Origin of the sequence: Pseudoalteromonas sp. 1CM17D (genome assembly GCF_023161805.1) — a bacterium.
Classification (GTDB): Bacteria; Pseudomonadota; Gammaproteobacteria; order Enterobacterales; family Alteromonadaceae; genus Pseudoalteromonas; species Pseudoalteromonas atlantica.
The window spans coordinates 15,644-42,436 of the sequence record NZ_JALNTP010000014.1; the positions used below are offsets into that span (position 1 = coordinate 15,644).

General features: G+C 41.1%; 22 protein-coding genes. 11 read left to right on the plus strand and 11 right to left on the minus strand.

Translation table 11 applies throughout. The features are described from left to right. The first annotated feature begins 279 nt into the window (after positions 1-279). Entirely contained in the window at positions 280-981 is a 702-nt protein-coding gene (locus MSC25_RS18360; protein WP_055254351.1) for a transporter substrate-binding domain-containing protein, read from the plus strand. A 96-nt stretch (positions 982-1,077) separates the two neighbouring features. Here the strand turns inward: MSC25_RS18360 and MSC25_RS18365 are convergent, their stop codons facing one another. Together MSC25_RS18365 and MSC25_RS18370 are read right to left on the minus strand one after the other, a co-directional pair. Further along, on the minus strand, positions 1,078-1,833 hold the full coding sequence (locus tag MSC25_RS18365) for a transporter substrate-binding domain-containing protein (RefSeq protein WP_348983544.1): 756 nt from the start codon (positions 1,831-1,833) through the stop codon (positions 1,078-1,080). Between the two features lie 121 nt (positions 1,834-1,954). After that, positions 1,955-2,164: a cold-shock protein gene (locus MSC25_RS18370; protein ID WP_004587186.1), complete on the minus strand. Its 210-nt coding sequence runs from the start codon at positions 2,162-2,164 to the stop codon at positions 1,955-1,957. Between the two features lie 557 nt (positions 2,165-2,721). Between MSC25_RS18370 and MSC25_RS18375 the strand changes: the two genes are divergently transcribed. The 3 genes from MSC25_RS18375 (at position 2,722) to MSC25_RS18385 (ending at position 7,673) form a co-directional block, all read left to right on the plus strand. Beyond that, a complete protein-coding gene (locus MSC25_RS18375) occupies positions 2,722-4,518 on the plus strand; it encodes a glycoside hydrolase family 3 protein (protein WP_248444212.1) in 1,797 nt (598 codons plus the stop codon). Positions 4,519-4,537: 19 nt separating this feature from the next. Further along, positions 4,538-5,272 carry a 5-oxoprolinase subunit PxpA gene (locus tag MSC25_RS18380; RefSeq protein ID WP_248444214.1) on the plus strand — a complete coding sequence of 245 codons (735 nt, stop codon included), beginning with the start codon at positions 4,538-4,540 and terminating at the stop codon, positions 5,270-5,272. A gap of 364 nt (positions 5,273-5,636) precedes the next feature. Continuing rightward, positions 5,637-7,673, plus strand: coding sequence for a S9 family peptidase (locus MSC25_RS18385; protein WP_248444216.1), 2,037 nt, complete (start codon positions 5,637-5,639; stop codon positions 7,671-7,673). Positions 7,674-8,163: 490 nt separating this feature from the next. Here the strand turns inward: MSC25_RS18385 and MSC25_RS18390 are convergent, their stop codons facing one another. Then, the gene (locus tag MSC25_RS18390) at positions 8,164-9,765 is read right to left on the minus strand and encodes an isocitrate lyase (protein WP_004587182.1); all 1,602 of its coding nucleotides are present in this window, start codon (positions 9,763-9,765) and stop codon (positions 8,164-8,166) included. A gap of 236 nt (positions 9,766-10,001) precedes the next feature. Here MSC25_RS18390 and MSC25_RS18395 point away from each other — a divergent pair, with 236 nt between their 5' ends. Continuing rightward, positions 10,002-12,194 carry a malate synthase G gene (locus MSC25_RS18395; protein ID WP_248444218.1) on the plus strand — a complete coding sequence of 731 codons (2,193 nt, stop codon included), beginning with the start codon at positions 10,002-10,004 and terminating at the stop codon, positions 12,192-12,194. A 280-nt stretch (positions 12,195-12,474) separates the two neighbouring features. On the opposite strand, the gene MSC25_RS18400 is transcribed toward MSC25_RS18395, so the two are convergent. From MSC25_RS18400 to MSC25_RS18415, 4 genes are all read right to left on the minus strand, one after another. Next, complete coding sequence (locus tag MSC25_RS18400) at positions 12,475-13,200, minus strand: YebC/PmpR family DNA-binding transcriptional regulator (protein WP_248444220.1); 726 nt, start codon at positions 13,198-13,200, stop codon at positions 12,475-12,477. A 178-nt stretch (positions 13,201-13,378) separates the two neighbouring features. After that, a complete protein-coding gene (locus tag MSC25_RS18405) occupies positions 13,379-13,996 on the minus strand; it encodes an HAD-IA family hydrolase (protein ID WP_004588262.1) in 618 nt (205 codons plus the stop codon). Between the two features lie 257 nt (positions 13,997-14,253). Further along, positions 14,254-14,745 (minus strand): DUF6702 family protein, encoded by a 492-nt coding sequence (locus MSC25_RS18410; RefSeq protein WP_248444222.1) that lies wholly within the window; start codon positions 14,743-14,745, stop codon positions 14,254-14,256. Continuing rightward, complete coding sequence (locus MSC25_RS18415; RefSeq protein WP_248444224.1) at positions 14,745-17,180, minus strand: M1 family metallopeptidase; 2,436 nt, start codon at positions 17,178-17,180, stop codon at positions 14,745-14,747. The genes MSC25_RS18410 and MSC25_RS18415 overlap by 1 nt, the downstream gene beginning before the upstream one ends. A 382-nt stretch (positions 17,181-17,562) precedes the next feature. Here MSC25_RS18415 and MSC25_RS18420 point away from each other — a divergent pair, with 382 nt between their 5' ends. The 5 genes from MSC25_RS18420 to MSC25_RS18440 all read left to right on the plus strand — a co-directional run bounded on the left by MSC25_RS18420 (position 17,563) and on the right by MSC25_RS18440 (position 23,812). Further along, on the plus strand, positions 17,563-17,799 hold the full coding sequence (locus MSC25_RS18420; protein WP_004588265.1) for a hypothetical protein: 237 nt from the start codon (positions 17,563-17,565) through the stop codon (positions 17,797-17,799). Between the two features lie 135 nt (positions 17,800-17,934). Continuing rightward, positions 17,935-18,171, plus strand: a complete 237-nt coding sequence (locus tag MSC25_RS18425) for a hypothetical protein (protein WP_004588266.1) — start codon at positions 17,935-17,937, stop codon at positions 18,169-18,171. Positions 18,172-18,248: 77 nt separating this feature from the next. Continuing rightward, on the plus strand, positions 18,249-19,496 hold the full coding sequence (locus tag MSC25_RS18430; RefSeq protein WP_248444226.1) for an exonuclease SbcCD subunit D C-terminal domain-containing protein: 1,248 nt from the start codon (positions 18,249-18,251) through the stop codon (positions 19,494-19,496). After that, complete coding sequence (locus MSC25_RS18435) at positions 19,493-23,143, plus strand: SbcC/MukB-like Walker B domain-containing protein (protein WP_248444227.1); 3,651 nt, start codon at positions 19,493-19,495, stop codon at positions 23,141-23,143. The genes MSC25_RS18430 and MSC25_RS18435 overlap by 4 nt, the downstream gene beginning before the upstream one ends. A 12-nt stretch (positions 23,144-23,155) precedes the next feature. Next, positions 23,156-23,812, plus strand: coding sequence for a class I SAM-dependent methyltransferase (locus MSC25_RS18440; RefSeq protein WP_248444229.1), 657 nt, complete (start codon positions 23,156-23,158; stop codon positions 23,810-23,812). Position 23,813: 1 nt separating this feature from the next. Here the strand turns inward: MSC25_RS18440 and MSC25_RS18445 are convergent, their stop codons facing one another. Both MSC25_RS18445 and MSC25_RS18450 read right to left on the minus strand, forming a co-directional pair. Continuing rightward, the gene (locus MSC25_RS18445) at positions 23,814-23,984 is read right to left on the minus strand and encodes a hypothetical protein (protein ID WP_157683944.1); all 171 of its coding nucleotides are present in this window, start codon (positions 23,982-23,984) and stop codon (positions 23,814-23,816) included. Between the two features lie 98 nt (positions 23,985-24,082). Further along, positions 24,083-24,688 carry a short chain dehydrogenase gene (locus tag MSC25_RS18450; RefSeq protein ID WP_248444230.1) on the minus strand — a complete coding sequence of 202 codons (606 nt, stop codon included), beginning with the start codon at positions 24,686-24,688 and terminating at the stop codon, positions 24,083-24,085. 144 nt (positions 24,689-24,832) lie between these two features. Between MSC25_RS18450 and MSC25_RS18455 the strand changes: the two genes are divergently transcribed. Continuing rightward, on the plus strand, positions 24,833-25,714 hold the full coding sequence (locus MSC25_RS18455; RefSeq protein ID WP_248444231.1) for a LysR family transcriptional regulator: 882 nt from the start codon (positions 24,833-24,835) through the stop codon (positions 25,712-25,714). Between the two features lie 125 nt (positions 25,715-25,839). Here the strand turns inward: MSC25_RS18455 and MSC25_RS18460 are convergent, their stop codons facing one another. Together MSC25_RS18460 and MSC25_RS18465 are read right to left on the minus strand one after the other, a co-directional pair. Further along, positions 25,840-26,232 (minus strand): ACT domain-containing protein, encoded by a 393-nt coding sequence (locus tag MSC25_RS18460; protein WP_248444232.1) that lies wholly within the window; start codon positions 26,230-26,232, stop codon positions 25,840-25,842. A gap of 17 nt (positions 26,233-26,249) precedes the next feature. After that, complete coding sequence (locus MSC25_RS18465) at positions 26,250-26,792, minus strand: hypothetical protein (protein WP_138685448.1); 543 nt, start codon at positions 26,790-26,792, stop codon at positions 26,250-26,252. Position 26,793: the final 1 nt, after the last annotated feature.

The window sequence follows — 26,793 nt, forward strand, 5'->3', positions numbered from 1 at the left end:
GAACGATACTTCACCAAGGGCCGCAAGGCCCTTTTATCGTTTTAGGGCCCTTATAAATATATTCTTCCTGTTAAAAACAACTTTCTCTTTCTTACCTTTAAGTACATATATGCGCATGGTTTTTTATATTTTTGCGATAAATTTGTATTATTGAAAAGTGGTAAATTATAAATTTTAGGCCACACTTAGGTTTATCCTAATGTAACCTACTGTTTTATTGATGCTCTACCTTTAAGCACACTCATAAAATAGCCGCTGTTGATAAGACGATTTATATAAATGCGTAAACTTTTATTAGTATTGTTGTTTGTTTTTTTTAATAGCTACGCAAGCTCTGACCCTCTTTTAGTTGTCACGGAACTCTCGCCACCCGATCAAATACTTGTTGATGGAAAAGTGACAGGCAAAGGCACTGAGTTTATAAGGGCGATTTTTGCAAAGGCTAACCTAACGCCCGACATACAAATGTATCCATGGGCGCGAGCATTTAGACTTGCCAGCACTATTCAAAACACCTTTATTTACACCATAGCGCGCACCAAAGGGCGAGAAAACAACTTTCATTGGATAGGCCCAGTTTCGCATTTTGAGCTTGCTTTTGTTGCGCTTAAAGAGCGTGACGACATAATTATTAACAATACTGAGGAGGCAAAAAAATACAAAATAGCGATGCAACGTAACGACTTTTCTACTGATATATTAACCAACTTGGGGTTTGAGGTTGTGCTCACCACCGATATACAAAAATCGTATGCGTTACTGGTTGCTAAAAAAGTAGACTTAATTGTTGATGACCCCGAACTTATACATCAAATAAGTCAGTATTTGCCCACCCCTGACGCTGAATTTAAAGCCATATATAATGTAGAAGAACTCAAGGTAGATGCCTATTTGGCAGCAAATAAAAACACCGATATGCGCTATATAAACGCGCTACAAAAAGCCTTTTACACACTTAAAAATACCCAAGGGCTACCCTAGCACCTAAGCTAAACCTTACTTATTTAAGCGCAATTTTAACGCTTAGTTACGTTAATTAGTGCCTAAGTAATGAAGTCTAAAATAGGGGCTTAGTTATTAATTATTGCTATATGGCGCTATGAACGAATCGAGACTGCGCTCTTGTTTTAGCACTTTAAAGGCACGTTGAAAGCGATCTACTATGTGCTGCGGCACCGCTTTATTAAACGCTAAATAATTATCTTTAAGGTCGTTACTTACAGGTAGCTCAGTAAGTTGCTCTACATCAAGTAAGCTCACGTTATAAGGCTTTAATTGGTTATAAATAACGTGCTCCGAGCCTAAAATAAGATCTATTTTATTGTTTATAAAAAGCTGAATATATTGTTGCTCTTCACCAAACGTCATTAAGTTTTGCCCATTTACAAACCCTATTTTTTTGACCAATGATTGATATATATCTCCCCTTACCATGCCTAACGAATAAAGAGTGGTGTCGTTAAGGGTATTTACAGTGACATCAGGACGGCTTTTTAACTTATAAAAATAAGTTCGTGCAGTAGTTAACGGGCCAAGCCAATTAAATAAAGGAATTCGGTTAGTATGTTGCGCCATTGAAAAAATGGCTGAATAAGGCTTTTTATGCACAAGCATTGCGGCACGCTTCCAAGGCATGACTTTAAAGTCGCACTCTACTTCTGCTTTAATACACAGTGCGTTGACTATATCGTAGTTAGCGCCAACAAGTTGACCGTGCTCGTTTATAAAATTATAAGGTGCAAACTGATCTGTATAAATAACTAACTTAAAATGGTTTGCATAAGTAAACGTGCTAAAGAAGAAACAAGCAATAAAAGGAAAGAGTTTTAGAATAACCGCACCACTACATTAATTTATATTATTAAATGATAGATGGCGCTATTTTACAGTCAAATTTTAGACACAAAAAAAGCGCCTTAAGCGCTTTTTTTTATTTTTACTTTAAAAGTAAAAATTATAACGGAGTGATGTTATCCGCTTGAGGACCTTTTTGACCTTGTGAAAGAGTGAACTCTACACGTTGGCCTTCAGCTAAAGTTTTGAAACCTTCGCTTTTGATTGCTGAGAAATGTGCGAAAACGTCTGGACCGTTTTCTTGCTCGATGAAACCAAAACCTTTAGACTCGTTGAACCACTTAACTGTACCTGATACGATGTTAGACATTGTAATATCCTGATATAAAAATAAAAAATATGCTCATAAGAGCGGGTGTAGCAAAAAATGAGATGGTACTTAAAAACTTCAGGACGGTACTACAAGTATTACTTATACAACAACGAAATAAAGATTTATAAATTACATGCTTTCTTTCTAGCTGCGGTCTACTATATAGAGTTAACTATTTATGTCAAGCCTTTATAGTAATGCAGGCAATAAATAGTGTTTGTGCTTAGCCTTTAATAACTCCCGTGGCTAGCCTATAGCTTAACCCCTGCGCGGCTTTAATAGTTAACTGGCCAATTAAAACAATGAACTATTTAATCTTTAGTTTTTAAAACGGCGGCAATGAGTACAGCTAATTTAACACCTACTCACCATTTAGATAAAACGTATTCAGCCATGATACACGCCTTACAATTTACCCTGTGTATACAAACAGCTGCACTTTGCAGTTGTACACAAAAATAGATAAGCTACTGCCACTTATCTATTTAGCGTTGGAGTGTGTTTTGCTAAATAAATGCTTTATTTCGTCTGTTGTTTTTTTATCTGGGTGTTTAATGCCATTACAATCTTCTTTTGCTAAGCCTACACTGTCTCTTGAACAACAATTGGGGCAAAAACTAATACTCGATTTGCGCTATTTTTGTCAGCAAGGGTCAAGCAAACAATGCAGAACACCGGTTACTACCCTACCTGATGAACTAGCAGCGGCCATTACTAAGCATAATATTGGTGGTGTAATTTTATTTTCTGAAAACACCCAATCTATTGAGCAAACCATTACCCTTAATAGCCAATTACAAGCTGCGGCGAGTAAATCAAGCTCAAAGCTGCCGTTATTTATTTCGATAGACCAGGAAGGCGGCCGAGTAGCGCGTTTACCACGCGATGTAGCCACTTCATTTACTGGTAATATGTCTATTGGTGCAACTTATAAAAAGTATGGCACTCAATACGCAACCCAAACTGCCACTGTTATAGCTAAAGAGCTTAATTCGTTAGGTATTAATGTTAACTATGCCCCTACGGTAGATGTAAACATGAACCCCGACAATCCGGTAATTAATGTGCGCTCGTTTGGTGAAAACCCAGCGCTTGTCAGTAAGCTAGGCGCAGCACAAGTGGCAGGATTTGAGAGCAACGGCGTTATTACATCGTTAAAGCATTTCCCAGGGCACGGCGATACTAACGTAGACAGCCACACAGGGTTACCACAAGTAAATCACTCCAAAGAAGACATATATCAACAAGATTTAGCTCCCTTTGAACACATAATTGCCACGCAAAATCCAGGTATGATTATGACGGCGCATATTCAATACCCACAACTCGATAACAGTACGTTTGTAAGTGTTGATGGCAAAAGCATGATAAAACCCGCCACTATGTCGCGTACTATAATTACTGACATTTTAAGAGGGGAGTTAAATTATCAAGGTGTGGTGGTAACCGACGCTTTAGATATGGCCGGCATTAGTCACTTTTTCACCCCAACCCAAGCGGTAATCAATACCTTTGCAGCAGGCGTTGACCTAGCGCTTATGCCAATAGAGATCAGAACACCGGCTGATTTAAACGCACTCGACAAACTTATGGATGAATTAGTCGCATCTGTTAATAATAAGCAGCTCAGTAAAGACGAAGTGGCTCAATCGGCTGCGCGTATAACCGCTTTAAAAAATAAATTTAAATTAACCACACAGCTAGACCCATTAAGCACTTTGGCTAAAGCAAAAGATATTATTGGCTCTCAAGCACATCGCAAAATAGAAGCTGAGCTTGCCGTAAATGCTATTACTGAGGTTAAAAATAACAATAATGCATTGCCTCTTAATTTAAGCAAAGGGCAACACATCCATATTATTATGCCCGATACCCGAAAATGCATAGCCATGCAGCAAGCGCTTAGCGCTATAAGTACTGCGGCGCTTAAATATAGTTGCAGTAGTTTACAAGGGTTTGACCCTGTAAAGGCGCGTAGCTTAATTAAAAATGCAGATGTTGTTATTGCAGGCAACGCTACGCCTAATCAAAGCGCTGTAGAGATTGGAGGAATGGATGATTTGAAAGACGACCCTCGCTTTGCACTCAACACCGCTGAGCAACCTAAAGCGCTGTCATCTTTATTGGATATAGCTGCATCAGTGAATAAAAAAACAATATTTATAAGTTTGCGTGCCCCCTACGACATAGCGCAGTTTGGTAGCAGAGCTAATGCAGTTCTTGCTTCTTATGCGTATAATATAGATACAGATAAAAACAATGCTGTTGCGGGGCCTGCGTTTACAGCGCTTGCTAAGGTATTGTTAGGCAATGCACACGCTCATGGCGTGCTTCCAGTTACCATAAAATAATAATAACAAGGGATAAAAAATGAAACTGAATTGCGATTTAGGCGAAAGCTTTGGCGCATGGAAAATGGGATTAGATGATGAGGTAATGCCTCATATTGATATGGCAAATATTGCGTGTGGTTTTCATGGTGGAGACCCAGATGTAATAGCCGATACGTTGTATTTAGCAAAGCAGCACAATGTACAAATAGGTGCGCACCCAAGTTACCCCGACCAACAAGGTTTTGGCAGGCGCTCTATGGCCCTTAGCGCGCAAGAACTGACCAATTGCTTACATTACCAAATTGCTGCCCTTGATGGCATGGCTAAAGTACAAGGCTTAACACTTAGCTATGTTAAGCCACATGGTGCTTTATATAACGACATGATGAAAAACGATCATATTTTACAAACAGTTATTACTGCTATAGCACACTACCCTGCACCATTAAAGCTTATGCTGTTAGCCACAAAAGACTCTGCAAAACACACCTTTGCCGCCAATAGTTTAGGTGTAGATCTTATTTTAGAAGCCTTTGCTGATAGGCAATATACAGACGAAGGGCATTTAGTATCTCGCCACCTTGATGGCAGCGTTCACGACAAGCCAGCACTTTTAGCACAAGTAAAACAGCTATTATCCGACGGCTGTGTAACCACTCGCTCAGGAAACACTCTGAACTTAAATGCCAACAGTTTGTGCGTGCATGGCGATAACGCAGCCGGTATAGCTCTTATTAAAGAAATTAAATCACTGTGTGTATCAGCAACCTAACCTTGCTTTTAGCTCGTTATTAAGCCTCAAGCTACAAAACGCGTGTTTGTTTCACTTTAAAAATTTTTAGCTGTAAAGGGGCTTTACAGCTTTAACCTCCATTTAGTTCAATCATGTACAACCTAATATCGCTTTAGAAATAGCGCATCAACACAGCATAAGTTACACAGCACAAGTCACACAGCGCAGTAATACATGGCGTTGCATATAAAAAATTTAACGCAGTAAGCCCGCTATTTATTACTATAAAGTAACCATGCTTTACTTAAACCGGTATTAAATTATAGTTTCACCGCATCGCGCTTTTCATCCCTTCCCTACTGACATATAACTACATATACAAAAACCACAACAGGGAATACAAATGAAGACGCTTTTAGCACTTAGTTTAAGTAGCAGTTTATTACTTGGTAGTAGCCAGTTAGCTTTTGCAAAGGACAACACATTACAGCTACAAGATGTGTTTAACCTTGAATACGCCAATCAAATTGATATAGCAGACGATGGTAAAACGGTGTACTTTGTACGTAACCGTATGGATATAAAAACGGACCGTAAAGTCAGTAATATTTGGTCAGTTGATTATAAAACTAAACAACTGCAACCGCTTACCTCGGGCGTGCATATGGATCACTCCCCAGTACTATCGCCAGATGGGCAACGCCTTGCGTTTATATCTAACCGCGATGGCAGCAGCCAAATTTATATGAAGTGGCTTAAAACAGGTGCTGTAGCAAAAATTAGTAACCTAACCAGCAGCCCACGCGCAATTACCTGGCATCCCGACTCTCAGCAGCTTATTTTTAGTATGTTTGTACCAAGTAGCAGTGCACCACCTGTTAACTTACCTGGTAAGCCTAAGGGCGCTACATGGGCCGAACCTGCTAAATTTATAGACGATGTATACTACCGTGCCGACGGAGGCGGTTATAGCCAAAAAGGTTTTAGCCAATTATTTGCAATAGATGCAAATGGCGGTAATGCAAAGCAGCTCACACACGATGAGTTTAATAACGCCGGCGAAGTAAGCTTTAGTAAAAACGGCAACAGCCTTTATTTTTCGGCCAATCGGCATGAGCAAAATCAACTAAAGCCCACTAATAGTGAAATATACCAGCTTGATTTAAGCACCTTAAAAATTGCTGCCATTACCAACAGAAACGGCCCTGACCAACAACCTAAAGTATCTCCCGATGGGCGTTACTTGGCCTTTACAGGGTATGATGATAAACGCACCAATTACGAAAACACGCAGCTTTATATTCGTGATTTAAAAACGGGCGATACAAAAAGCCTAACCCCTAATTTTGATAGAAGTGTGGGGCAAATTAAATGGAGTGCCAATTCAAAAGGGGTTTACTTTAGCTACGCAGACGAAGGCCAAACAGCCCTTGCCTACCAACCACGCAGTGGTAAGCGTAAAGTTCTCACCGAGCAAATAGGTAGCGTTGCGTTTGGTCGTCCTTATTCAGGCGGCGATTTTGATGTAAGCGAAGATGGCGAAATTGCTTTTACACTTGCCGATACTCAGCGCCCTGCAGATATAGCCACTATAAAACGAGGCAAAACTCGTCGCCTCACTACACTCAATGCCGATGCGTTAGGCGATAAAGAACTTGCCAACGTAGAAGAGATTTGGCTTAAATCGAGCCACGACCAGCTGCCAATTCAAGGTTGGATTGCATACCCACCTGGGTTTGATAAATCAACAAAATACCCACTTGTTTTAGAAATTCATGGCGGCCCTGTGGCCAATTATGGCCCTCACTTTAGTACCGAGGTGCAATTATTTGCAGCCCAAGGGAACGTGGTTTTATACATGAACCCACGAGGCAGTGATTCATACGGTAAAACGTTTGCCCAAACAATTCATCATAATTATCCAGGTAACGATTTTGACGATTTAATGACCGGCGTTGATGCGCTAATAGCGAAAGGCTTTATTGATGAGTCTAAACTATTTGTAACAGGTGGCTCTGGCGGTGGTGTATTAACCGCATGGATTGTAGGGCACACCGACAGGTTTGCAGCAGCAGTGGTGGCTAAACCCGTGATTAATTGGATCAGCTTTGTACTAACTGCCGACTTTTATCCATTTTTTGCCGATTACTGGTTCCCAGGTAAACCTTGGGATCATATTGAGCACTACATGAAACGCTCACCTATTAGCTATGTAGGTAACGTAACAACGCCCACTATGCTTTTAACAGGGGAGGCAGATTACCGTACCCCTATTTCTGAAACCGAGCAGTTTTATCAAGCCCTTAAGTTGCAAGGTGTTGATACCGCCATGGTGCGTATTCCTAATGCATCACACGGTATTACGGCGCGCCCTTCTAATTTAATGACCAAGGTAGCCTACATTCAATGGTGGTTTGATAAACACTCAAACAAAAAATAAGTTCCGTGTTTAGGTTTAAAAATAGCCACACCTAAGTGGCTATTTTTTTTGTAATTACCAACGCTTAGGTTAATTAATGCCAAACTGTAAACCCCCTTTACAGTTTTGAGCTTATCCATATCGGACTTAGGTGTTTTTCAGTTAGTAAAATTTCGGTTTATTGTAATTTTAATCGTTTGAGTTGGTAAAAAATCGGTTTGAGCCACTGTTTATAAGCACTCAGTTAGTAAAAAATTGTTTTATAAAGGCACCAGGTTAGTAAAATTTCGGTTTATTATTTTACTTATACTTAGTAAAACAGCTAAAAACAGCCTTTTAATAGGGGGATTTTGCACTTTAAAGCGGCTTTACAGTAAAAAAGCAGCCATATAGCTGTACTTAATATCTACCTAGTTAAATTGTGATCCAAACTAAATTTAGCCGAGTCCGATTTATATTAATACAATAAAAAAAGGGCCTTACGGCCCTTGAGTAACACTATCTAGAAAAGTTAAAACTGGTTCATGGTGTTATCTTCACCACCGGCTTTAAGTGCGTTTTCACCAGAGAAGTACTCTTTGTGCGTATCGCCAATATTAGACCCTGCTAAATCTTGGTGCTTAACTGAGGCTTGCTCGCGGCGAATTTCTTGGCGTTGTACATCACGTACATAAGCAAGCATGCCCATATCACCAAAGTAACCTTCTGATAAAATATCGGTGCTTAGTGCAGCCGTATGGTATGTAGGCAGTGTAATTAAGTGATGGAAAATACCCGCTTCACGTGCACCATCGCGCTGGAAGTTTTGTACTAATACATCCGCTTCAGCAGCAAGCTCTGTATCGTCCATTTCTGGCGCCATTAGGCCTTTATTATCACCTAGGCTTGGGTAAGCGCTCAAATCGCGACCCGCTTCTTGCCACTCTTGGTACACTTGCTCACGGAACTTAAGCGTCCAGTTAAATGACGGTGAATTGTTATAAACAAGCTTAGCATCAGGTACTTGCTCTTTAACGCGGTTAACTAGCTCTGCAATTTGTTTAACGTGTGGTTTTTCGGTTTCAATCCACAATAAATCAGCGCCCGATTGTAAGCTTGTTACACAATCTAGTACCACGCGGTCTTTTTCAGTGCCTTCGCGGAACTGGTATAATCCGTTTTCTAAACGCGTTGGCTTACATAATTGGCCATTAATTTTCATTGCCGTATCACCTTCGTTTAAATCATCTACACCGTTAATAGGTGTGGTTTCTAAAAACGCGTTGTACTGGCTAGCTAAGTCTCCTGGCGTTTGTGACACAGGCACTTTTTGCGTAAGGCTTGCGCCTAATGAGTCGGTACGCGCAACAATAATACCGTTATCAATGCCGAGTTCTAAAAATGCGTAACGTACAGCATTAATTTTTGCTAAAAAATCTTCGTGCGGTACAGTTACTTTACCTGCTTGGTGACCACATTGTTTAGCGTCAGACACTTGGTTTTCTATTTGAATGGCACACGCACCTGCTTCAATCATCTTTTTAGCAAGTAGGTAGGTTGCTTCTTCGTTACCAAAACCAGCATCAATATCAGCAATAATAGGCACTACATGCGTCTCAAAATTATCAATTTTATCAAGCACCGCTTGCACATCCCCGCCATTGGCTTTCGCTTCGTCTAGATCATTAAATAAGTGGTCTAGTTCACGGGCATCGGCTTGTTTTAAAAACGTATAAATCTCTTCAATAAGCGCAGGCACTGAGGTTTTTTCGTGCATGCTTTGATCCGGTAACGGGCCAAATGCAGAGCGAAGTGCAGCAACCATCCAACCACTTAAGTAAACATAACTGCGCTTAGTTGTTTTTTGATGACGCTTTATTGCCATCATCATTTGTTGCGCAGTAAATCCATGCCAACAACCTAAAGACTGTGTGTATTGGCTGGTGTCTTTATCGTAAGCGGCCATATCTTCACGCATTACATCTGCGGTGTATTGTGCAATTTCAATCCCCGTACGAAAACGGTTTTGTAAACGCATGCGGCTTGCATATTCAGGGTTAATGGCTTTCCATGCGCTACCTTGAGATTGGCAAAGTGTTGCTAATGTATCGGTTTCACGTGTGTATGTTGTCATAATAAAATCCTTCGAACGGGTCTATAAATTATTTAAATTATTGTGAGAGTGGCTAGGAGTGTGTGCTCCGTATCGCTTAATTCAACATTAGGCTTATTTTTTAGATTTAGTAAATTTATAGTTGTTATTACCGCTATATTTTTTGTGAATGGCTAAAAAGCACGCACTGAGCCTTTTTTGCGTTATTGTTGCTTTAACGCACACAACAACACCGCGACCGTTTAAGGAAGGTAAATATGGCACACACTCTCACACACTCAGGGCTAAGCGTAGATACACAGCTGGCCAACTTTGTAAAAACACAGCTACTCCCAGGCACTCATTTATCTGAGCAGCAATTTTGGCAAAGCTTTGCAAACATAGTACAAACGCTTACCCCGAAAAATAACGCTCTTTTAGCTAAGCGCGAGCAGCTACAACAACAAATAGATGACTACCATAAAACAAATAAAACGTGGGATAGCGCGCAGTACCAAGCGTTTTTAACAGACATTGGCTACCTAGTACCAGAGCCTGCAGACTTTGCCATTGAAACGCAAAATGTAGAGCCCGAAATAGCACTCAGCGCAGGCCCTCAGCTTGTTGTGCCTGTTAGCAACGCACGTTTTGCGCTTAATGCGGCTAACGCGCGCTGGGGTTCGTTATACGATGCGCTGTACGGCACCGACGTATTAAGTGAAGACGACGGCGCTGAAAAAGGCACTACGTATAATCCAGTTCGTGGTTTTAAAGTAATGGCGTATGCGCGCCAATTTTTAGATAAAGCCCTGCCCCTTAAAAATGGCTCACACATAGAAAGCACCAACTACTCAATTGTTGAAGGCGTCTTGTCTATCACCCTAAGAGACAGCTCGCATACTCAATTAAAAAACCCTGAGCAACTTATTGGCTACCAAGGCGAAGCGCAAAACCCAAGTGCTATTTTATTAAAAAACAATGGCCTGCATGTCGAGCTGCAAATAGACCATCACCACCCTATCGGCCAAGCCGACAAAGCAGGATTAAAAGATGTTTTGCTTGAAGCTGCACTAACAACCATTATGGATTGCGAAGACTCTGTTGCCGCAGTAGATGCCGAGGATAAAGTACAAGTTTACAAAAACTGGCTGGGTTTAATGCAAGGTAACTTGGTTGAATCGTTTAAAAAAGGCGATAAAACCATAGAGCGTACTTTACAAAGCGATAGGCAATATACAGCCCTTGATGGCAGTAGCCTTACGCTTAAAGGCCGCAGCATGATGTTTGTCCGTAATGTAGGCCACTTAATGACAAACCCTGCTATTACCGACATTTACGGCCAACCCGTATTTGAAGGCATTATGGATGCGATGTTTAGCGCAACCGCAGCCCTGCACGATTTAAATAAAAAAACAGGCATTAAAAACACCAGTGCGCAAAGCATCAATATTGTAAAACCCAAAATGCATGGCCCTGAAGAAGTTGCTTTTACAAATACGCTTTTTAGCATGGTAGAAGAAGCACTTAGCTTGCCAAAAAACACCCTAAAAATGGGGATTATGGATGAAGAGCGCCGTACTTCAGTAAATTTAAAAGCCTGTATACACGCAGCCAAAGCGCGCGCGGTGTTTATAAATACTGGCTTTTTAGACCGCACGGGCGATGAAATTCATACCTCTATGCACGCAGGGGTCGCTTTGCCAAAAGCCGCTATTAAAGCTCAGCCGTGGATCAAAGCGTACGAAGACCGTAACGTTGATACAGGCCTTGCCTGCGGCCTAAGCGGTAAAGCACAAATAGGTAAAGGTATGTGGCCAATGCCAGATAAAATGGCACTTATGATGGAGCAAAAGCTTGCTCATGTGCAATCTGGCGCTAATACCGCGTGGGTGCCCTCGCCTACCGCAGCCACTTTGCACGCTATGCATTATCACGATGTAGATGTATTTACCGAGCAAAAAGAAATTGCCAAACGAGGTATGGCAAGCCTTACTGATTTACTTACACCTCCTTTAATGGCTCAGCCGCAAACGCTCAGTAAAGAAGATATTCAAAGTGAGCTTGAGAACAATGCACAAGGCATTTTAGGCTACGTAGTACGCTGGATAGACCAAGGTATTGGCTGCTCAAAAGTGCCTGATATTAACCACATAGGCTTAATGGAAGACAGAGCAACCTTGCGTATTTCAAGTCAACATATGGCAAACTGGCTACAGCATGGGGTGTGTACTCAACAACAAATAGAGTCGATTATGGCTAAAATGGCTAAAGTAGTCGATGGCCAAAATGAGCACGACAGCGCGTACAAGCCAATGGCACAAAGCGAAGAGTCACTTAAAAATAGTATTGCTTATCAAGCCGCTTTAGCGCTTGTATTAGAAGGTGCTAAGCAGCCAAGTGGCTACACCGAGCCCCTATTACACAGTTACCGCTTAAAATATAAAGCAAAACACCATAACCTAGCTGAATAGTTAACATTAGTTTAACAGCAAAAAAGCGCGTTTTGCCTACACAAAACGCGCTTTTTGTTTATTAGGGCGTGTTGATCTTTGCAGATTGAAATTTGTTCAACCTAGGCAGAACCCAAAAGGGCAGCGTATGTTTGGCATTTATGCTACGTTATCGCCTATTTATGGGGAATAACCACACTTCATAGGCTCTGCCTTGCCTAAAAACCAAACATACTGCTGCAAATTCAAGCGCCAAAGGTCAACACGCCCTAATTTAGTGCTCACTGTACCTAGCGCTAAATTAATTTTTAATTATTGCATTGTGATACACGTTTTGAACGTCATCACAGTCTTCAAGCATATTGATGAACTTGTCAAAATTAGCAATAACTTCTTCATCTTCAATTTCTACATGCACTTGCGGAACAAACGTAATTTCATCAACTTCAAAGTTAATCCCTTCAAAGTTTTTCTCAAGCGCTGTTTTCGCTTTATAGTACTCAGTATGGGGTGCAAATACCGACACTTTACCATTTTCAACTTCAACGTCGGTTACATCAACGTCGGCCATCATTAGTGCTTCAAGTACCACTTCGTCGTCGTCACCGGCAAAACCAAGTACGGCAAGGTGATCGAACATATGTGCAACACAGCCCGGTGTACCAATTTTTGAATCTGTTTTGGTAAACGGTAAACGTACATCTTTAATTGTACGGTTTGGGTTGTCGGTTAAGCAATCAACAATAACCATGCAGTTACCTGGGCCATAGCCTTCGTAACGTGCGGGAGAATAATCTTCCCCTGCCCCACCGGCTGCTTTTTCAATTGCTTTTTCTATTACGTGAGCAGGAACCTGGTCTTTTTTTGCTTTTTCAATTAGACGACGCAGTGATTGATTGACATCGGGGTCTGGTTCGCCATTTTTAGCGGCAACATAAATTTCTTTACCGTACTTTGAGTTAACTTTAGTTTTTGCGTTGGCTGTCTTAGCCATCGAGCTCTTACGGACTTCAAATGCTCTGCCCATCTTGTGCCTCTAATCAATACGTTAATTTTGCCATATTTTACCAATTCAAACCCTATTGGGCTAGGGTCTGTTGAACTTTACAAACTGAATTTAAAACAACCTATTTGCTAAATAAATAAGGCCGAGCCTATGCAAATAATACAGGAGTAATTACGCAACAATAAAAGTTATGCGCTATTTAACATAACTCCACTTTTTGTGAGTAACTTTCGACTAAAGTAACTAATTCGGTAAATTCACGTAAAACGTAATCAGCTTGGTCGGCATAAATAGGCACCGCGTTTGGCGCGTACAAACAAGCGCGCATATTTGCATTATGTGCTGCTTGAATGTCGTATAAAAAATCCCCTACGTATAACAAGTTGCTGGCGTTTATATTCCAAAGCGTGGCAATTGCATTTAAGGCACTGGGATCGGGTTTGGCTGGGGCATCGCTACGGGTTAATACCGTTTCGATAGGTAGCGGGTTATTTTGTAGCTTTATTGCTGCCGCTTTATCAAAATTGCGGGTAACAATAGCCATAGGAATATTTTTAACTTTAAGGGCGTTAACGGCTTCGGTTACGCCTGGCAATATAGTGGCAAACTGAGCGTCTTGCAGCTCGTGCTGATGCACTATATTCATCGCTTCTTCACGCATGTAGGGCGATGGAAGCTGGGCAATATAATCAAGTAGGTCTTGCTCGCATGGGCAACCTATTTGTGCTTTTATAAGAGAGAAATCTAACTCAGACGATACTAAAGTGCCATCTAAATCAAATATAACTCCTTGAATAGCCTCTACTTGAGCTTTCATATCATTCCTTGAATGGGGTAAAAATCAATACAACATGTGTACACATAATGACTCTACTTCATGAGAATAATTTAGCAAATGTTTATCAAACAAATTATTAGAAAAGTATTCACTTATCTATTACTTAGCCTTATAAACACCAATTAATTACTAAAATTCTACGAACAGCTAGTAATAACAGATCAAAAATGAACACAGCATAAACAAAAGGAGAATACGCGCACATAAACTGCAGTGCGCGCAGGTTGGGGAAGTACTTATTGCTCGAACTTAGCCTCGAGCCAGGCATCGTTTTGGGTAAAGTGAAGGGTTTTAATCTTGCCTTTACCTTCTACGTTTACCATATTTACTTGAGAAGGCCATAAGTCACGCAGTGCGCCGTTACTCATTTTTATGCCTTCAATCCCTTTTGGGATAGGAGCTTCTTGATACACCCAAAAAAACTTTCCATCAATTTGCGCACCGACTTGGCTAAGCGTTAATGGCTTACCCTTTAAGGTTTGCAGCGCAACATGCGACTCAACATACTCTACAAAACGTTGTTGGTCGGCCTTGTTGCTAATGATATCGGCTTTTCCATTAAATAAATGCGCTACAGCATGCTCAGTATCATGTAAATAAAAGCGATGCATAAGCTCAATATTGTTAGTACGTTTATTAAAAAGCACCGTAGTAACCGATGACTTTAGTTGATGCGCCATACTTGGCGCAGCAACTAAAAGGCAAACAATAATAAGCAAAAAGCGCATTATTGTTGCTCCTCACCATCTTTTTTCTCGCCTTTTTTAAGCTCAGTTTTAATGTCTTGCATAATATCTCGACTTACTTTCGCTTTACTCTTTTTCTTTTTATACACTTCAATACGTGAAGGAATAATACGACGAGGGTAGTTGTTGTTCTCAACATCTACATCAGCTGTTTCCCAGCGAGGGTCAACACTTACCGATACCAATGGCTTATTTTTATCTGTAACAATAAGCTTTTGTACATTTTTGTGATTACGGCGCCAAATTTCAGCCGGAATGTAACGCTCTTCGGTTGTGCCATCTTCATAAGTTAGCTCTAATAAAATAGGCATTACCAAGCCACCTAGATTTGAAAACTCCATAACATAGTAGTTTTTATCTTCTTCAAGCGCGCGATCTAGCGTTTTACGCTCCCACGGCTCTAAGCCTTTTAAAAACTTGTTGTACGCGTTACGTTCTTTATTAGTAACAGTAAAGCGGTCGTTTTCGTCGTAAAAGTCGGTAATATCTGGATTTTTTTCAATCCAAGTTTGCTTACCTTCTTCACGGTTGCGCTTAACAAATAGTGATGTTGGTTTGTCTGCTTCTATATCGCGTAAGCGTTTAAAGTCAATATCAGGGTTTTTAGTATCTAAACGTAATTGATACACTTTATCTAACGAGATATCTACATGGTCGGTGCTGTAAAACCAGCCGCGCCAAAACCAATCTAAATCAACACCCGAGGCTTCTTCCATCGTACGGAAAAAATCTGCTGGAGTAGGGCGCTTGTATTTCCAGCGCTGTGCGTACTCTTTAAAAGCAAAGTCGAATAAGTCACGGCCTAAAATAACTTCACGTAATATATTAAGTGCCGCGGCTGGTTTAGTATAAGCATTAGGACCTAAACGAAGTACGCTGTCTGACTGCGTCATAATAGGTACTTGGTTTTGCGATTTCATGTAGCTTACAATATCGCGCGGCTCAACACCCCACGGTATAGTTGGGTCCCATTCACGCCCTGCAACACCATCTAAAAAGCTATTTAAACCTTCATCCATCCAGGTCCATTGGCGCTCATCAGAGTTTACAATCATAGGGAAGTAAATATGGCCAACCTCATGAATAACCACACCAATTAAAAAGCGTTTTTCAGCTTGAGAATAAGTGCGCGAGCCATCATCTTGCAGCTCTGTACGTGGGCCATTAAAAGTGATCATTGGGTATTCCATACCACCTACAGGGCCATTTACCGATTGCGCTACAGGGTATGGGTAGTCAAATGAATAGCGAGAATACACTTCCATTGTATGTACTACAGATTCAGTTGAATACTTTTTCCATAAATCGCCACCCTCTTTAGGGTAAAACGACATAGCCATCACTAAAGGTTGTTCATCGCCACCCTGCTGATAGCCCTTTGCATCCCACATAAATTTACGCGATGACGCCCACGCAAAGTCACGCACATTTTCTGCTTTAAAGTGCCATGTTTTTGTTTTATCGGTACCTTGTTTTTCGTTTTCTAACGCTTCTTCTTCAGTAACAATAAATACAGGGCGTTTTGCTGTTTCAGCTTTTTCTAAGCGGTTACGCTGCGTGCGAGTAAGCACTTTGCTTGCGTTATCTAACTTACCTGTTGCCGATACAATATGATCAGCAGGTACAGTAATTTCTACATCATAATCACCAAACTCAAGCGTAAACTCACCACGGCCTAAAAACGGCTTGTTTGTCCATGCTTCGTAATCGGTGTACGCAGCTAAACGCGGAAACCACTGCGCAAGTAAAAATATATCGTTGCCATCTTCTTCAAAGTGCTCGTAACCAGAACGCGCACCTACGGCATCTTCTTCAACAATGTTAAAAGCAAAGTTCATACTAAACTCAGCTTCTTTGCCTGGTTTTAACGGCTCGTTTAAATCTATACGCATTAGCGTATCAACAACAGTAACGCGCAGTTCATCGCCATTGTCATCTTTTACATTGCTAATTGTATAGCCTAGCTCGTTGTCGCTCATAAATTGTTGACGACGTAGCTCACCTAAACTTAATTTAGCCGGCTTTTGCGCAGGTAAACTATTTAGCGTGCTTTTAAACGTTTTTGTGGTTTCGGCAATTGAGTCGCTTTTAAAAATATTTTGATCTAACTGTAACCACAAATATTTAAGTGTATGCGGCGAGTTATTTTTATACTCAATGCTTTGGCTTGCTGTTAAGCGGCGCTTTTTTTCATCAAGCTTTACATCTATGTCGTAATTAACACGTTGCTGCCAGTATTTTTCGCCAGGCTCACCGGCGGCACTACGATAAACATTTGGGGTAGGAAGCGCTTCGTCTAACTGACGAAATTTATCAACGAATGAGCCTTTAGTTTGCTCAACGGATGACGCTAACACAGCGCTCGACATTGCCAAAGGCAACACAAACGCGCTTAGCGTAAGAACTGTTTTTTTCATTATGAGTCCTAGTGGAATTTTGTGAGCGTACTTTGACAAAGTTACTATTTTTGTTCAATTAATTAGCGACCAACCGCCCATTAAACACGGTAATATTCACGTTGTTTTAACATGCTTTTTTAATCAGTAAATTAAGCCGCTTTTAAAACTGTAAAGGGGGTTTACACTTCACAGCTAGTTGATGTGTATTAATTAAGGTACAAACGCAGTATTTATAAGGGTTCAGGCCTAATTCATGCCATTAGCTTAGGATTAAATTAAGGTGCAAAAATATGTTGTTTTAATTGAGCTTAAATTTATAGCGTTAGCAGTGTTTACACGGTTCTAATGCGCTCAGGTTCAATACAAATTAAGCCGCATATTTAAACTAAAGGAGCCCGATATGAAATTTTACATTGTAAAAAAAGATCATCAGCTCGAAGCTATCCCTGCTGATAAAGACTTACTAGAGCGCTACGAATCTAACCAATATTCGTATGTTAATGTGGTGTCGGCATGCAATAAGCAAGATGCACTAAAACGCCTATCTACTGAACAAAAACACAGTAAAAAGTGGCTAATAATTGGCGCAAATATTGCCGTGATCTCACTAATATTAACTATTTATACGATAAATTAAAAATAGTGAAATTTTAGGTTGATATTTAGTGCATTTTATATTTAAAATCGCCCACTTTTTTTATTTGAGCATAATAAAATCGTTACAATTATTCTCAAATATGTACTTATTACCAGTAAGCAATGTGGTGGGTGTATGGATTTTTATATCCTAAAAAAACAACAAGAGCTAATAGCCATTCCAGCAAATCAGCAAAGTTGTAAGCAGTATCTAGACTCAGGTTATTTTTATATTGATAAAGTAGCCGCCTGTAACGAAACGAATGCCATAAAAGCATTGCAAGCAAAGCAAACCAAAAGTTTAAAAATGCCGCTAGGTATGGCTTTGTTAGCGCTTCCTGTCATTATTATTGCTATATATAGTTTTACCTAAACTAAAGCCCTCCCGAGGCTTGCATCTTTACTTGCCTTGGGTATATTGGCGCTCTTATGGTTTTTTAAGAGCGCGATATGAAAGTTCTCCACACCTCAGATTGGCACCTAGGCCAACAATTTTATGAACATGACCGCCGTGATGAGCACGCTGCATTTTTTACTTGGCTACTTAGCACCCTTGTAGAGCAACACATAGATATACTTTTAGTTGCAGGCGACATTTATCATACTGCCACACCCAGTGCCAGCGCCGAAAACCAACTCTACCAATTTATAAAAGATGCTAAAAAGCGTTGCCCGCAATTGCATGTTGTTATTATTGCCGGCAACCACGACTCAGCAAATCGTATATTAGCAGCGCAGCCCTTACTTGCTCAGTTTGACACCCATGTAGTGGGGCGCTTTGAAGTAACCGACCCAGCCAATACCGTGATTGAAATAAATACGCAAAATAAACGCGCTGTAATCGTCGCTATGCCTTTTTTACGTACCAGCGATATAAGTTCACTTAGTCATACTAAAAACGGCCCTAGTTACGCACAAGGCGTTGAAAAAGCCTATAAGCTTGCTCTTGATCACGCCTATAGCATTAACGCGCAAAATTCGCCGTTAATTGTAATGGGGCATTTACATGCCAAAGGCGGTGATATTTCAAGTGACTCAGAACGTAATTTAGTGATTGGTGGGGAGGAGTCTATTTCGGCCAATATATTTGGTAACAAGGCAGACTACGTAGCACTGGGGCATTTACACAAAGCGCAGCAAGTCGCTAAAAAAGACGTTATTCGTTACAGCGGTACGCCTATTCCTATGTCGTTTTCAGAGCGTAACTACACGCACCAAGTTAATGTAGTAGAATTTAAAAGTGATGAAAAACAGATTATTAGCACATCTGTAAACCCCCTTTACATTCCTCGCTCTGCTGAAGTGATTATTTTACCAAAAGGGGAGTGCGTGCCATTAAGCGACTTATGCGAGCAAATTAAAGCGCTCGATACATCACAACATACTATAGCCCCTTATTTACGCGTAAAACTTAAATCAAGTGATACCGACACCACCTTTAGAGAACAAATAGAGCAGGCACTTGAGGGTAAACACGTAAAATTTTGCGGCATTGAGCGGGTACGAGAACAAACCATAACAAGCGATAACAGCACCGTATTTGAAGATTTAAGCGAAATTGAAATGCTCAACCCATTAAACTTATTAGAACAAGCCTATGCAAACGACAAAGATATGGCCAGCCAAGCTGTACCAGATGAGCTAAAAACACTGTTAAACGATGTAATAAGTGAGCTGACGGAGCAAGAGCAACTATGAAAATAACCGCAGTTCGTATTCACAACTTAGCCTCAATAGTCGATGCCGAAATCGACTTTACTCAAGCTCCACTAAAAGATGCGGGCTTGTTTGCTATAACCGGCGACACAGGCGCAGGTAAAAGCACCTTTTTAGATGCTATTTGTTTAGCGCTTTATACTAAAACTGCACGCTTAAAAGGCGATAAAGGCAACTTAATTGATTTTAACGGCGACAGTATAAAGCTAAACGATGCGCGTAACTTACTGCGCAGAGGCAAATGGGAAGGCTTTGCTGAAGTTGATTTTGTTGGCCAAGACAAACAATTATACCGCGCACGCTACGTTATTACCCGTACCCACAAAAAGGCAACAGGCAAGCTAAAAGTAGCTGAGCATACGTTAGTAACCTTGCCCGATGAAACCCTAATAGCCGATAAAAGCCAAACCATAAAAGAAGTAGAAAACAAAATAGGGCTAAGCTTTGATCAGTTTTCGCGTGCGGTATTATTAGCACAGCACGAGTTTGCAGCCTTTTTAAAAGCCACAGGCGATGAACGCGCACAACTTTTAGAATGTTTAACCGGCACCGATAAATTTAGCTTAATAGGTAAACGTATTTTTGAGCGTAATAAAGCGCTAAAAGATCAATATGAATTACTTAATGCAAGCCTTGCAAGCTACACCTTGTTAAGCGATGACGAATTAAGTGCTAAACAAACCCAGCGCGATGAGTTACTTAAAAAAATTGAGCAAACTAAAAAAACGCATGCAGCAACAGAGCAAGACTTAAATTGGTATAAACAAGCAGCTAGCTTATCGAAGGCACTAGAACACGCTGTAGAGCAGCAGCAACACGCGCAACAACAGCTTGATGCAATAGCAAAGCAAAGTGAGCAAGCTAAACAAGCACAAAGCGCCCTTGAAATAAAAGACAACCGCAAACGTCATGAGTACTTAACGGCGCAAAACAACGCACTTAGTACGCAAATAAGCGATTTAAAAGCGATTGACCATGCTGCGCTTATAAAAGAGCAGGCCGCAACACTTACAACAAAGCAAAGCGAGTTAAAAACAGCGCAAGAGCAAAAGCAAACGGCAGAGCCAATTATTGCAAAAGCCCGCGAGCTCGACAGCCAACTTGCTATACACGCACAAACTATTACAAGCCTGACTCAGCAAAGCGAAAAAGAGCAGCAGCAACTTAGCGAATTACAAACGCAGTACACGCAAAGCCAACATGCACTTGATGCGGCAAACAAACTCAGCACTGGGCATCAAACGTGGCTAAACGAACACACGCAGCTTAAACCATTGGCTAATGATTGGAATTATTACCAACATAGCTTTAATACGTATTTAAGTGCCAATGAGCAAATAAAGGCAACCGCTTCGCAAAACCAACTGCTGTTAGAAGAGCAAACTAAACAAGCGGCACTGTTGGCTGAACAAACTAAAAAAGTAGAGTTGCAAGAGCAACAACTTGCGCATCAACAAAAAGATCTTAACCAGCTAAGTGAGCAACAACGCCAATTTAATATTGAACAATGCGATAGCAAACTTAAAAATATTGAATATTTAAAAGATCAGCGTTTGCGCTACCAGCAGTTTAATCAAGAAATAAAACACAGCACACAACAACAAGCTGCGGTTGCGGCCAAGCTTGTACACAGTGAGCAAACGCAAACAACATTGCAACAAAGCTTAGCCTCGTGCGAGCAAGCACTTAAACACAGTGAATACGCATTAAACCAAGCTCGCCTGCGTGCCAGCGAAAACGTAGAGCATTTACGCACGCAGCTTACCCCTAACGAGCCATGTGTAGTGTGCGGGGCAAAAGAGCACCCGTATGCAAGCAGCCAAAACCCGCAATTAAATAACCTAATAGCCGATTTTGAAACAAGTTATAACCAAGCTAAGCAGCAACACGATAGCGCCCAAGCTAAGCTGCACCAGCACCAAACTCAACATGCTGTACTTGTCACTGAGCACGCCCAATACAGCCAAGCCATACAGAACGCACAGGCAAAGCAGCTAGAAATTAAAACAACAATGCAAGGGGCACGTACAGAGCTTAACGACTTAACAGCACAGCAGCTTGATGAAACATACGCCCAGCTCAGCAGTCAAAAGTTGCACTATTTTGAATCGCAAAAACAGCAAACAGCTCTGCAAGAAAAAGTAAATCAGCTAATAAGTAACTTAAAAACCGAGCAACATACACAGCAGCAATTGCATAATCAGCATGTTGAATTAACCAATAAGCTTGGCCAAATAAACACTAAACATGCAGAGCTAAATACGCAAGTTAACGAGCTTACCAGCACCCTTAATGCACAGTTTGAGCACAGTGACTACTGGCAGCAATTGCAAAACAACACGCTTAATATGAGCGATTTAAGCCAGCTGGTTGAGCAGTACCAGCAAACACAAGTTCAGCTTGAACAAAGTCAAAAACAAATAGACAGCGCTAATCAGCAATTACAGCAACTCACACCGTTAATTGCTAAAAGTGAGCAAGCGCTTAAAGTTTTAAAAGACGATTTAGCCAAGGCGCAACAGCTGCAAAACACCACACTCACAGAGCGCCTTGCTTTATTTAACAACGAGCCATTAAGTGCCGATGATTACCAAGCAAAACTTAATGCGCAGCTTGAGCAGTGCCAAAAGGCGTTACATACAAGCCAACAAGCCCACGACAGCGCAATTAAAAAACGCGATGAGCACGCTATAACACTCAAAAACATTGAGCAGCGCTTGGCAGAGCAAATTCAAGAGCAAAGCACACTTGAAGAGCGCTACAATGCCTGGTTTAGCGACTTTAAAGCGCAATATAGCGAGGTAAATCACGAACAGATCGCTATTTTACTAACTTTGACTAGTGAGCAAATAAAAGAGCAATTAATGCAGTTTGAGCAGCGTTTAGCTGCACTTACAGACGCAAATGCAGCGCTTAAGCAACAGCAAAAGGCACAAACAGATCACCAAAATACTAACAAGCCCGAAAAAAGCGAAAGCCAATTAGCAGAGCAAGAAACGTCCTTAGCCAATGAACAAACTGAGCTACAAAATAGTTTGCTTGGCACTAATACCGCGCTTGAGCAACACAATCAAAACGCCAAAGCACTTAAGGGCAAACACGCTGAACTTGCTACCCTTAAAAAGCAGGTAGAGCAGTGGCACGTGCTTAATAAAGTATTAGGGGATGCAACCGGTAAAACCATGCGTAATTTAGCGCAAACACAAACCCTTAAAATATTGCTGCATTATGCTAACAGCCATTTAAAAACCCTCAATAAACGCTACGAGCTCACTGCCATTGCGCAATCGCTCGATATAGCCATTATTGACCGCGATATGGCCGACGAACAACGCTCTGTTAATACGCTCTCTGGTGGTGAATCATTTTTAGTATCACTAGCACTGGCTTTAGGGCTTGCATCGCTTTCTTCAAACAAAGTGCAAATCAACTCTTTGTTTATTGACGAAGGGTTTGGTACGTTAGATAGCGAAACACTCAGCGTTGCTATGGACGCACTCGACTCATTACAAGCACAAGGCCGTAAAGTAGGGGTTATATCGCATGTGAGTGAAATGAGTGAACGCGTAGCCACGCAAGTACATGTAAGTAAAAAAAGTGGTGGATACTCCACTGTTGAAGTCTTATAAAGGAGTTAAAAAATGCCAACATTCACAGGCGAGCAAGCAACACATTACAACGACCGCATTACCCGTTTAGTCCCTGGTTATGAGCTATTGCATCAACTTACTAATGCTCAACTTAAAGCAACCCTTAAAGATAACGCACATATTTTAGTCGTGGGCGCAGGCACAGGCAAAGAAATACTCGCCCTTGCCGCGCTTAACCCTACTTGGCAATTTACCGCGCAAGATACCTCAAGTGATATGCTCGCAATTGCTAAACACGCGTTTGAAGAGCACGGCATAGCAAAGCGCGTTAATGTTATTGAAGGCGAGCTTGATAAGCTATCTACCAAGGCCGATGCGGCGCTATGCCTACTCGTAATGCACTTTTTAAAAGACGACGGCAGCAAAAAGCAGCTATTAAAAAATATTAAAGCTAATTTAAATAAAGGCGCAAACTTATTTATTAGCGATTTAATGAAACCTGAAACCGACTTTGAGCGCGAAGCACAAATTACTGTGTGTGCCGATTTAGGCTTAAGTGATGCAGGGCAAGCCTACACAGCTCAAAACTTAGACAGTGAATTTTACCCACTTGATAGAATGCGCTTTAGCGAGTTACTTAACGAGTGCAAATACGGTATTCCTAAGCTTTATTTTAAAGCGCTTGGTTTTAGCGGATACGTTGTTTAACTTATCTTGAAGGATGCGGCCTGCACCATTTAACCGTATGTTTATGGCGCGGTATGGTTTTACATTCTTTATTAGAATCGGCACCTGGCTCGCTAACATATTGCGAGCTTGGTGCTACACTGGCACAGCCTGCGGCCAATAATATTGCAAATACGGGTATTAATTTTTTCATTTCATCACCTATTAAAATCTGTATTTAAGCGCTTTGCAGTTACTGTTAATGCAAAGCGCTTATTAGTTTGCCAATTGCATCACCAATTTGGCGGGTAGTTATGCATCTACAAAAATAACTTCGCCAGTAATAAAGCCATCAACCGAACGCTCAAACGCTTTACCAACAAGCTTGCCTGGCACGGGTTGAAAACCTGGCATCATTTCGCCATAAACATCCCACGCTTCTTCAAGCACAGTAGGGTTAACCACATTAATACGCGTGCCACGTGGCATTTCTAGTGATACGCATTTTGCAAACGTATCTATTGCGCCGCTTGTTGTTGCATCGGCAATCGCAAAAGGAATCGGTTTAACGTTTAAAATACCGCTAATTAGCGTAAATGAGCCGCCATCAGCAATGTACTTTTGACCAATACGTACAAGGTTAATTTGCCCCATCATTTTGCTCATAATGGTCGTCATCCACTGCTCTTCGCTCATATCAGCAAAGGTTTCGTATTCGCATAAACCCACTGTATTTACTAGGGCATCAAAGTGGCCTACTTTTTCGTACAAAGCAGTAATTGACGCTTCACTCGTAATATCAACAATATGATCTACATCGCCCGAGCGACCCGCTGTAATTACTTTATGCTTAGATAAACCGGTCAATGCCGCTTGACCCATTTTGCCCAGTGCACCGATTAAAATTACTGTTTTCATTGTTTGCTCCAATCATTCAATTTAGTGTGTAGGGGCATAATAAGGGGGTAGCTCGACAATTAGAAACAACCACTTCATGTAAGTGATACAAAAATAAATGGTAATGTGATACGTTAATAATGCTAAAATAACAAAGGCATTGGCATGAGTAAGTTAGACAGGCTAGATATAAAGCAGCTGCGTATTTTCCAGGCGCTCATTCGCGAAAAAAACGCATCAAAAGCGGCGAGTAAATTAGGCTTAACCCAACAAGCTGTGAGTGAGCAACTCAAAAAGCTGCGTGATGTATTTAACGACCAGCTGTTTTTAAGAAAAACCACCGGCTTTGTGCCAACGCCTTATGCAGAAGAGTTATCGGTAGATATAGACAAGCTGCTAAACGATTTTCAGGCATTATTAGCGCCTAAAATATTTGACCCAAAAACAGTTGATGGTGCGTTTGTAATAGCCGCTACCGACTACGCACAGCAAGTTGTTTTGCCAGCGCTTGTAAAAGAGTTAAGAGAGCAAGCGCCTAATTTAAAATTAATAATAAGAGACTTTGAACTCGATAGCCTGCACGATTTAATGGAAAACGGTAAAGTTGATTTAGCCATTGCCTTCCCTGACTACATCCCAAGTACTTACCCCATTATTAAGTTATTTGAGGAGCAACATATTTGCGTTACTTCAGCTAACTCATCAATAGCAGGCACAAAACCAACCCTTGCACAAATAGCCAGTTACCCAAGCATTATAGCCTCGCCTTCGCGCCCAAATTTTAAAGGCTCTATTGACGATTGGTTTAAAAGCTTTGATTTAACGCGCAATGTTGTTGTATCGGCACCGTGTTTTTCAATTGTGCCTATGTACCTAGAAATCACCGACTCCATCGCGTTTTTACCCTCACGCGCGGTAAGCTCCGAACTGGTAAAAATAGAGCTACAGCAGCTGCCAGCTCCGTTTGATGTAATAGCCGCGTGGCATCCACGCTACAATAAAAACCCACTGCATAAATGGGTAGTGTCAAAGTTAGTGGTTGAGTAATTTGGATATATTAATTCTGCTCAAACGCTTAAGACAAGCTCATCCTAAAACGTAGGTCGGTTAAGCGAAGCGCCACCCGATGCGCTAATATCCACATCACCTAACATGTTGCTGTGCCCGCAAACTCAAGAAATCTCACCAAGTGCTTTCATCGCGGCCTGCGCTTTATCGGTTTGTATAAAAATATGGTCGTGATAAAACGCAGCTACTACGTTAGCGCTAATATTATGCTCGGTTAATTTGGCCGATACCGCAGCGGTTAACCCAACAGCCTCAAGGCTTGAATGCACATTTAGGGTGATTAAATTATATTTAGCTTCATAAGTAATACCGGCTTTATTGGCGGTATCTGCATTTAAAATAAGGGTTAGGCCTTCTTCTTCAACGTAACTGGCAAGCGGGTTTAAATGAACGTAGTCAGCAAGGTTGCCTGCTAAACAGCAAAATATATATTCACCTTGTTTAAGCTCGGGGTTCATTGATTTTAATAACGTATTTAGCTCTAAAATTCCCGCCATGTTGAGTCCTTACATTTTTAATTAGATGTTTTAAGCTTGGCAACTAGCTCGCTTAATCGGGCTATTTTAATATTACTTAACTGCCGGTAATCAAAGTACGGGCACACGATAATGTTATTCGTTGTATCAATTGCAAACTCATCGTCTAACCAATTAAATTGCGCATTAAGCTTACCTTGCTGTAATAAGTTTTTAGCATGGGTTCGCCCAGCAATAATATGCAGTTGATTTTTATTTGCGCCGTTAATAATGGGCGCACTAAATAACAGCGCTGTTTTACTGTTTTTTTGCAGTAAAAATGTATCGCGATACGCTTGCCAGCTAGCGGCTTGTTTAGCAAAGCTGTAATGCTCACTCGGTAGCGCAAACAACACTTTAGCGTATACGTTAAACACTTTACGCCAGCCATTCCCGCAGTGCTGGTTTATGGTATTTATTTGCTCGTTTATTACAGGCTCAACACTGTGTAGGGTTGCAAAGTAGGGCATAGGCGGCGCTTTTGCCACATAAACGGCTACGCTAAAGGCTTGCTCACCTAAGCCAATTAGTTGCTCACTCACA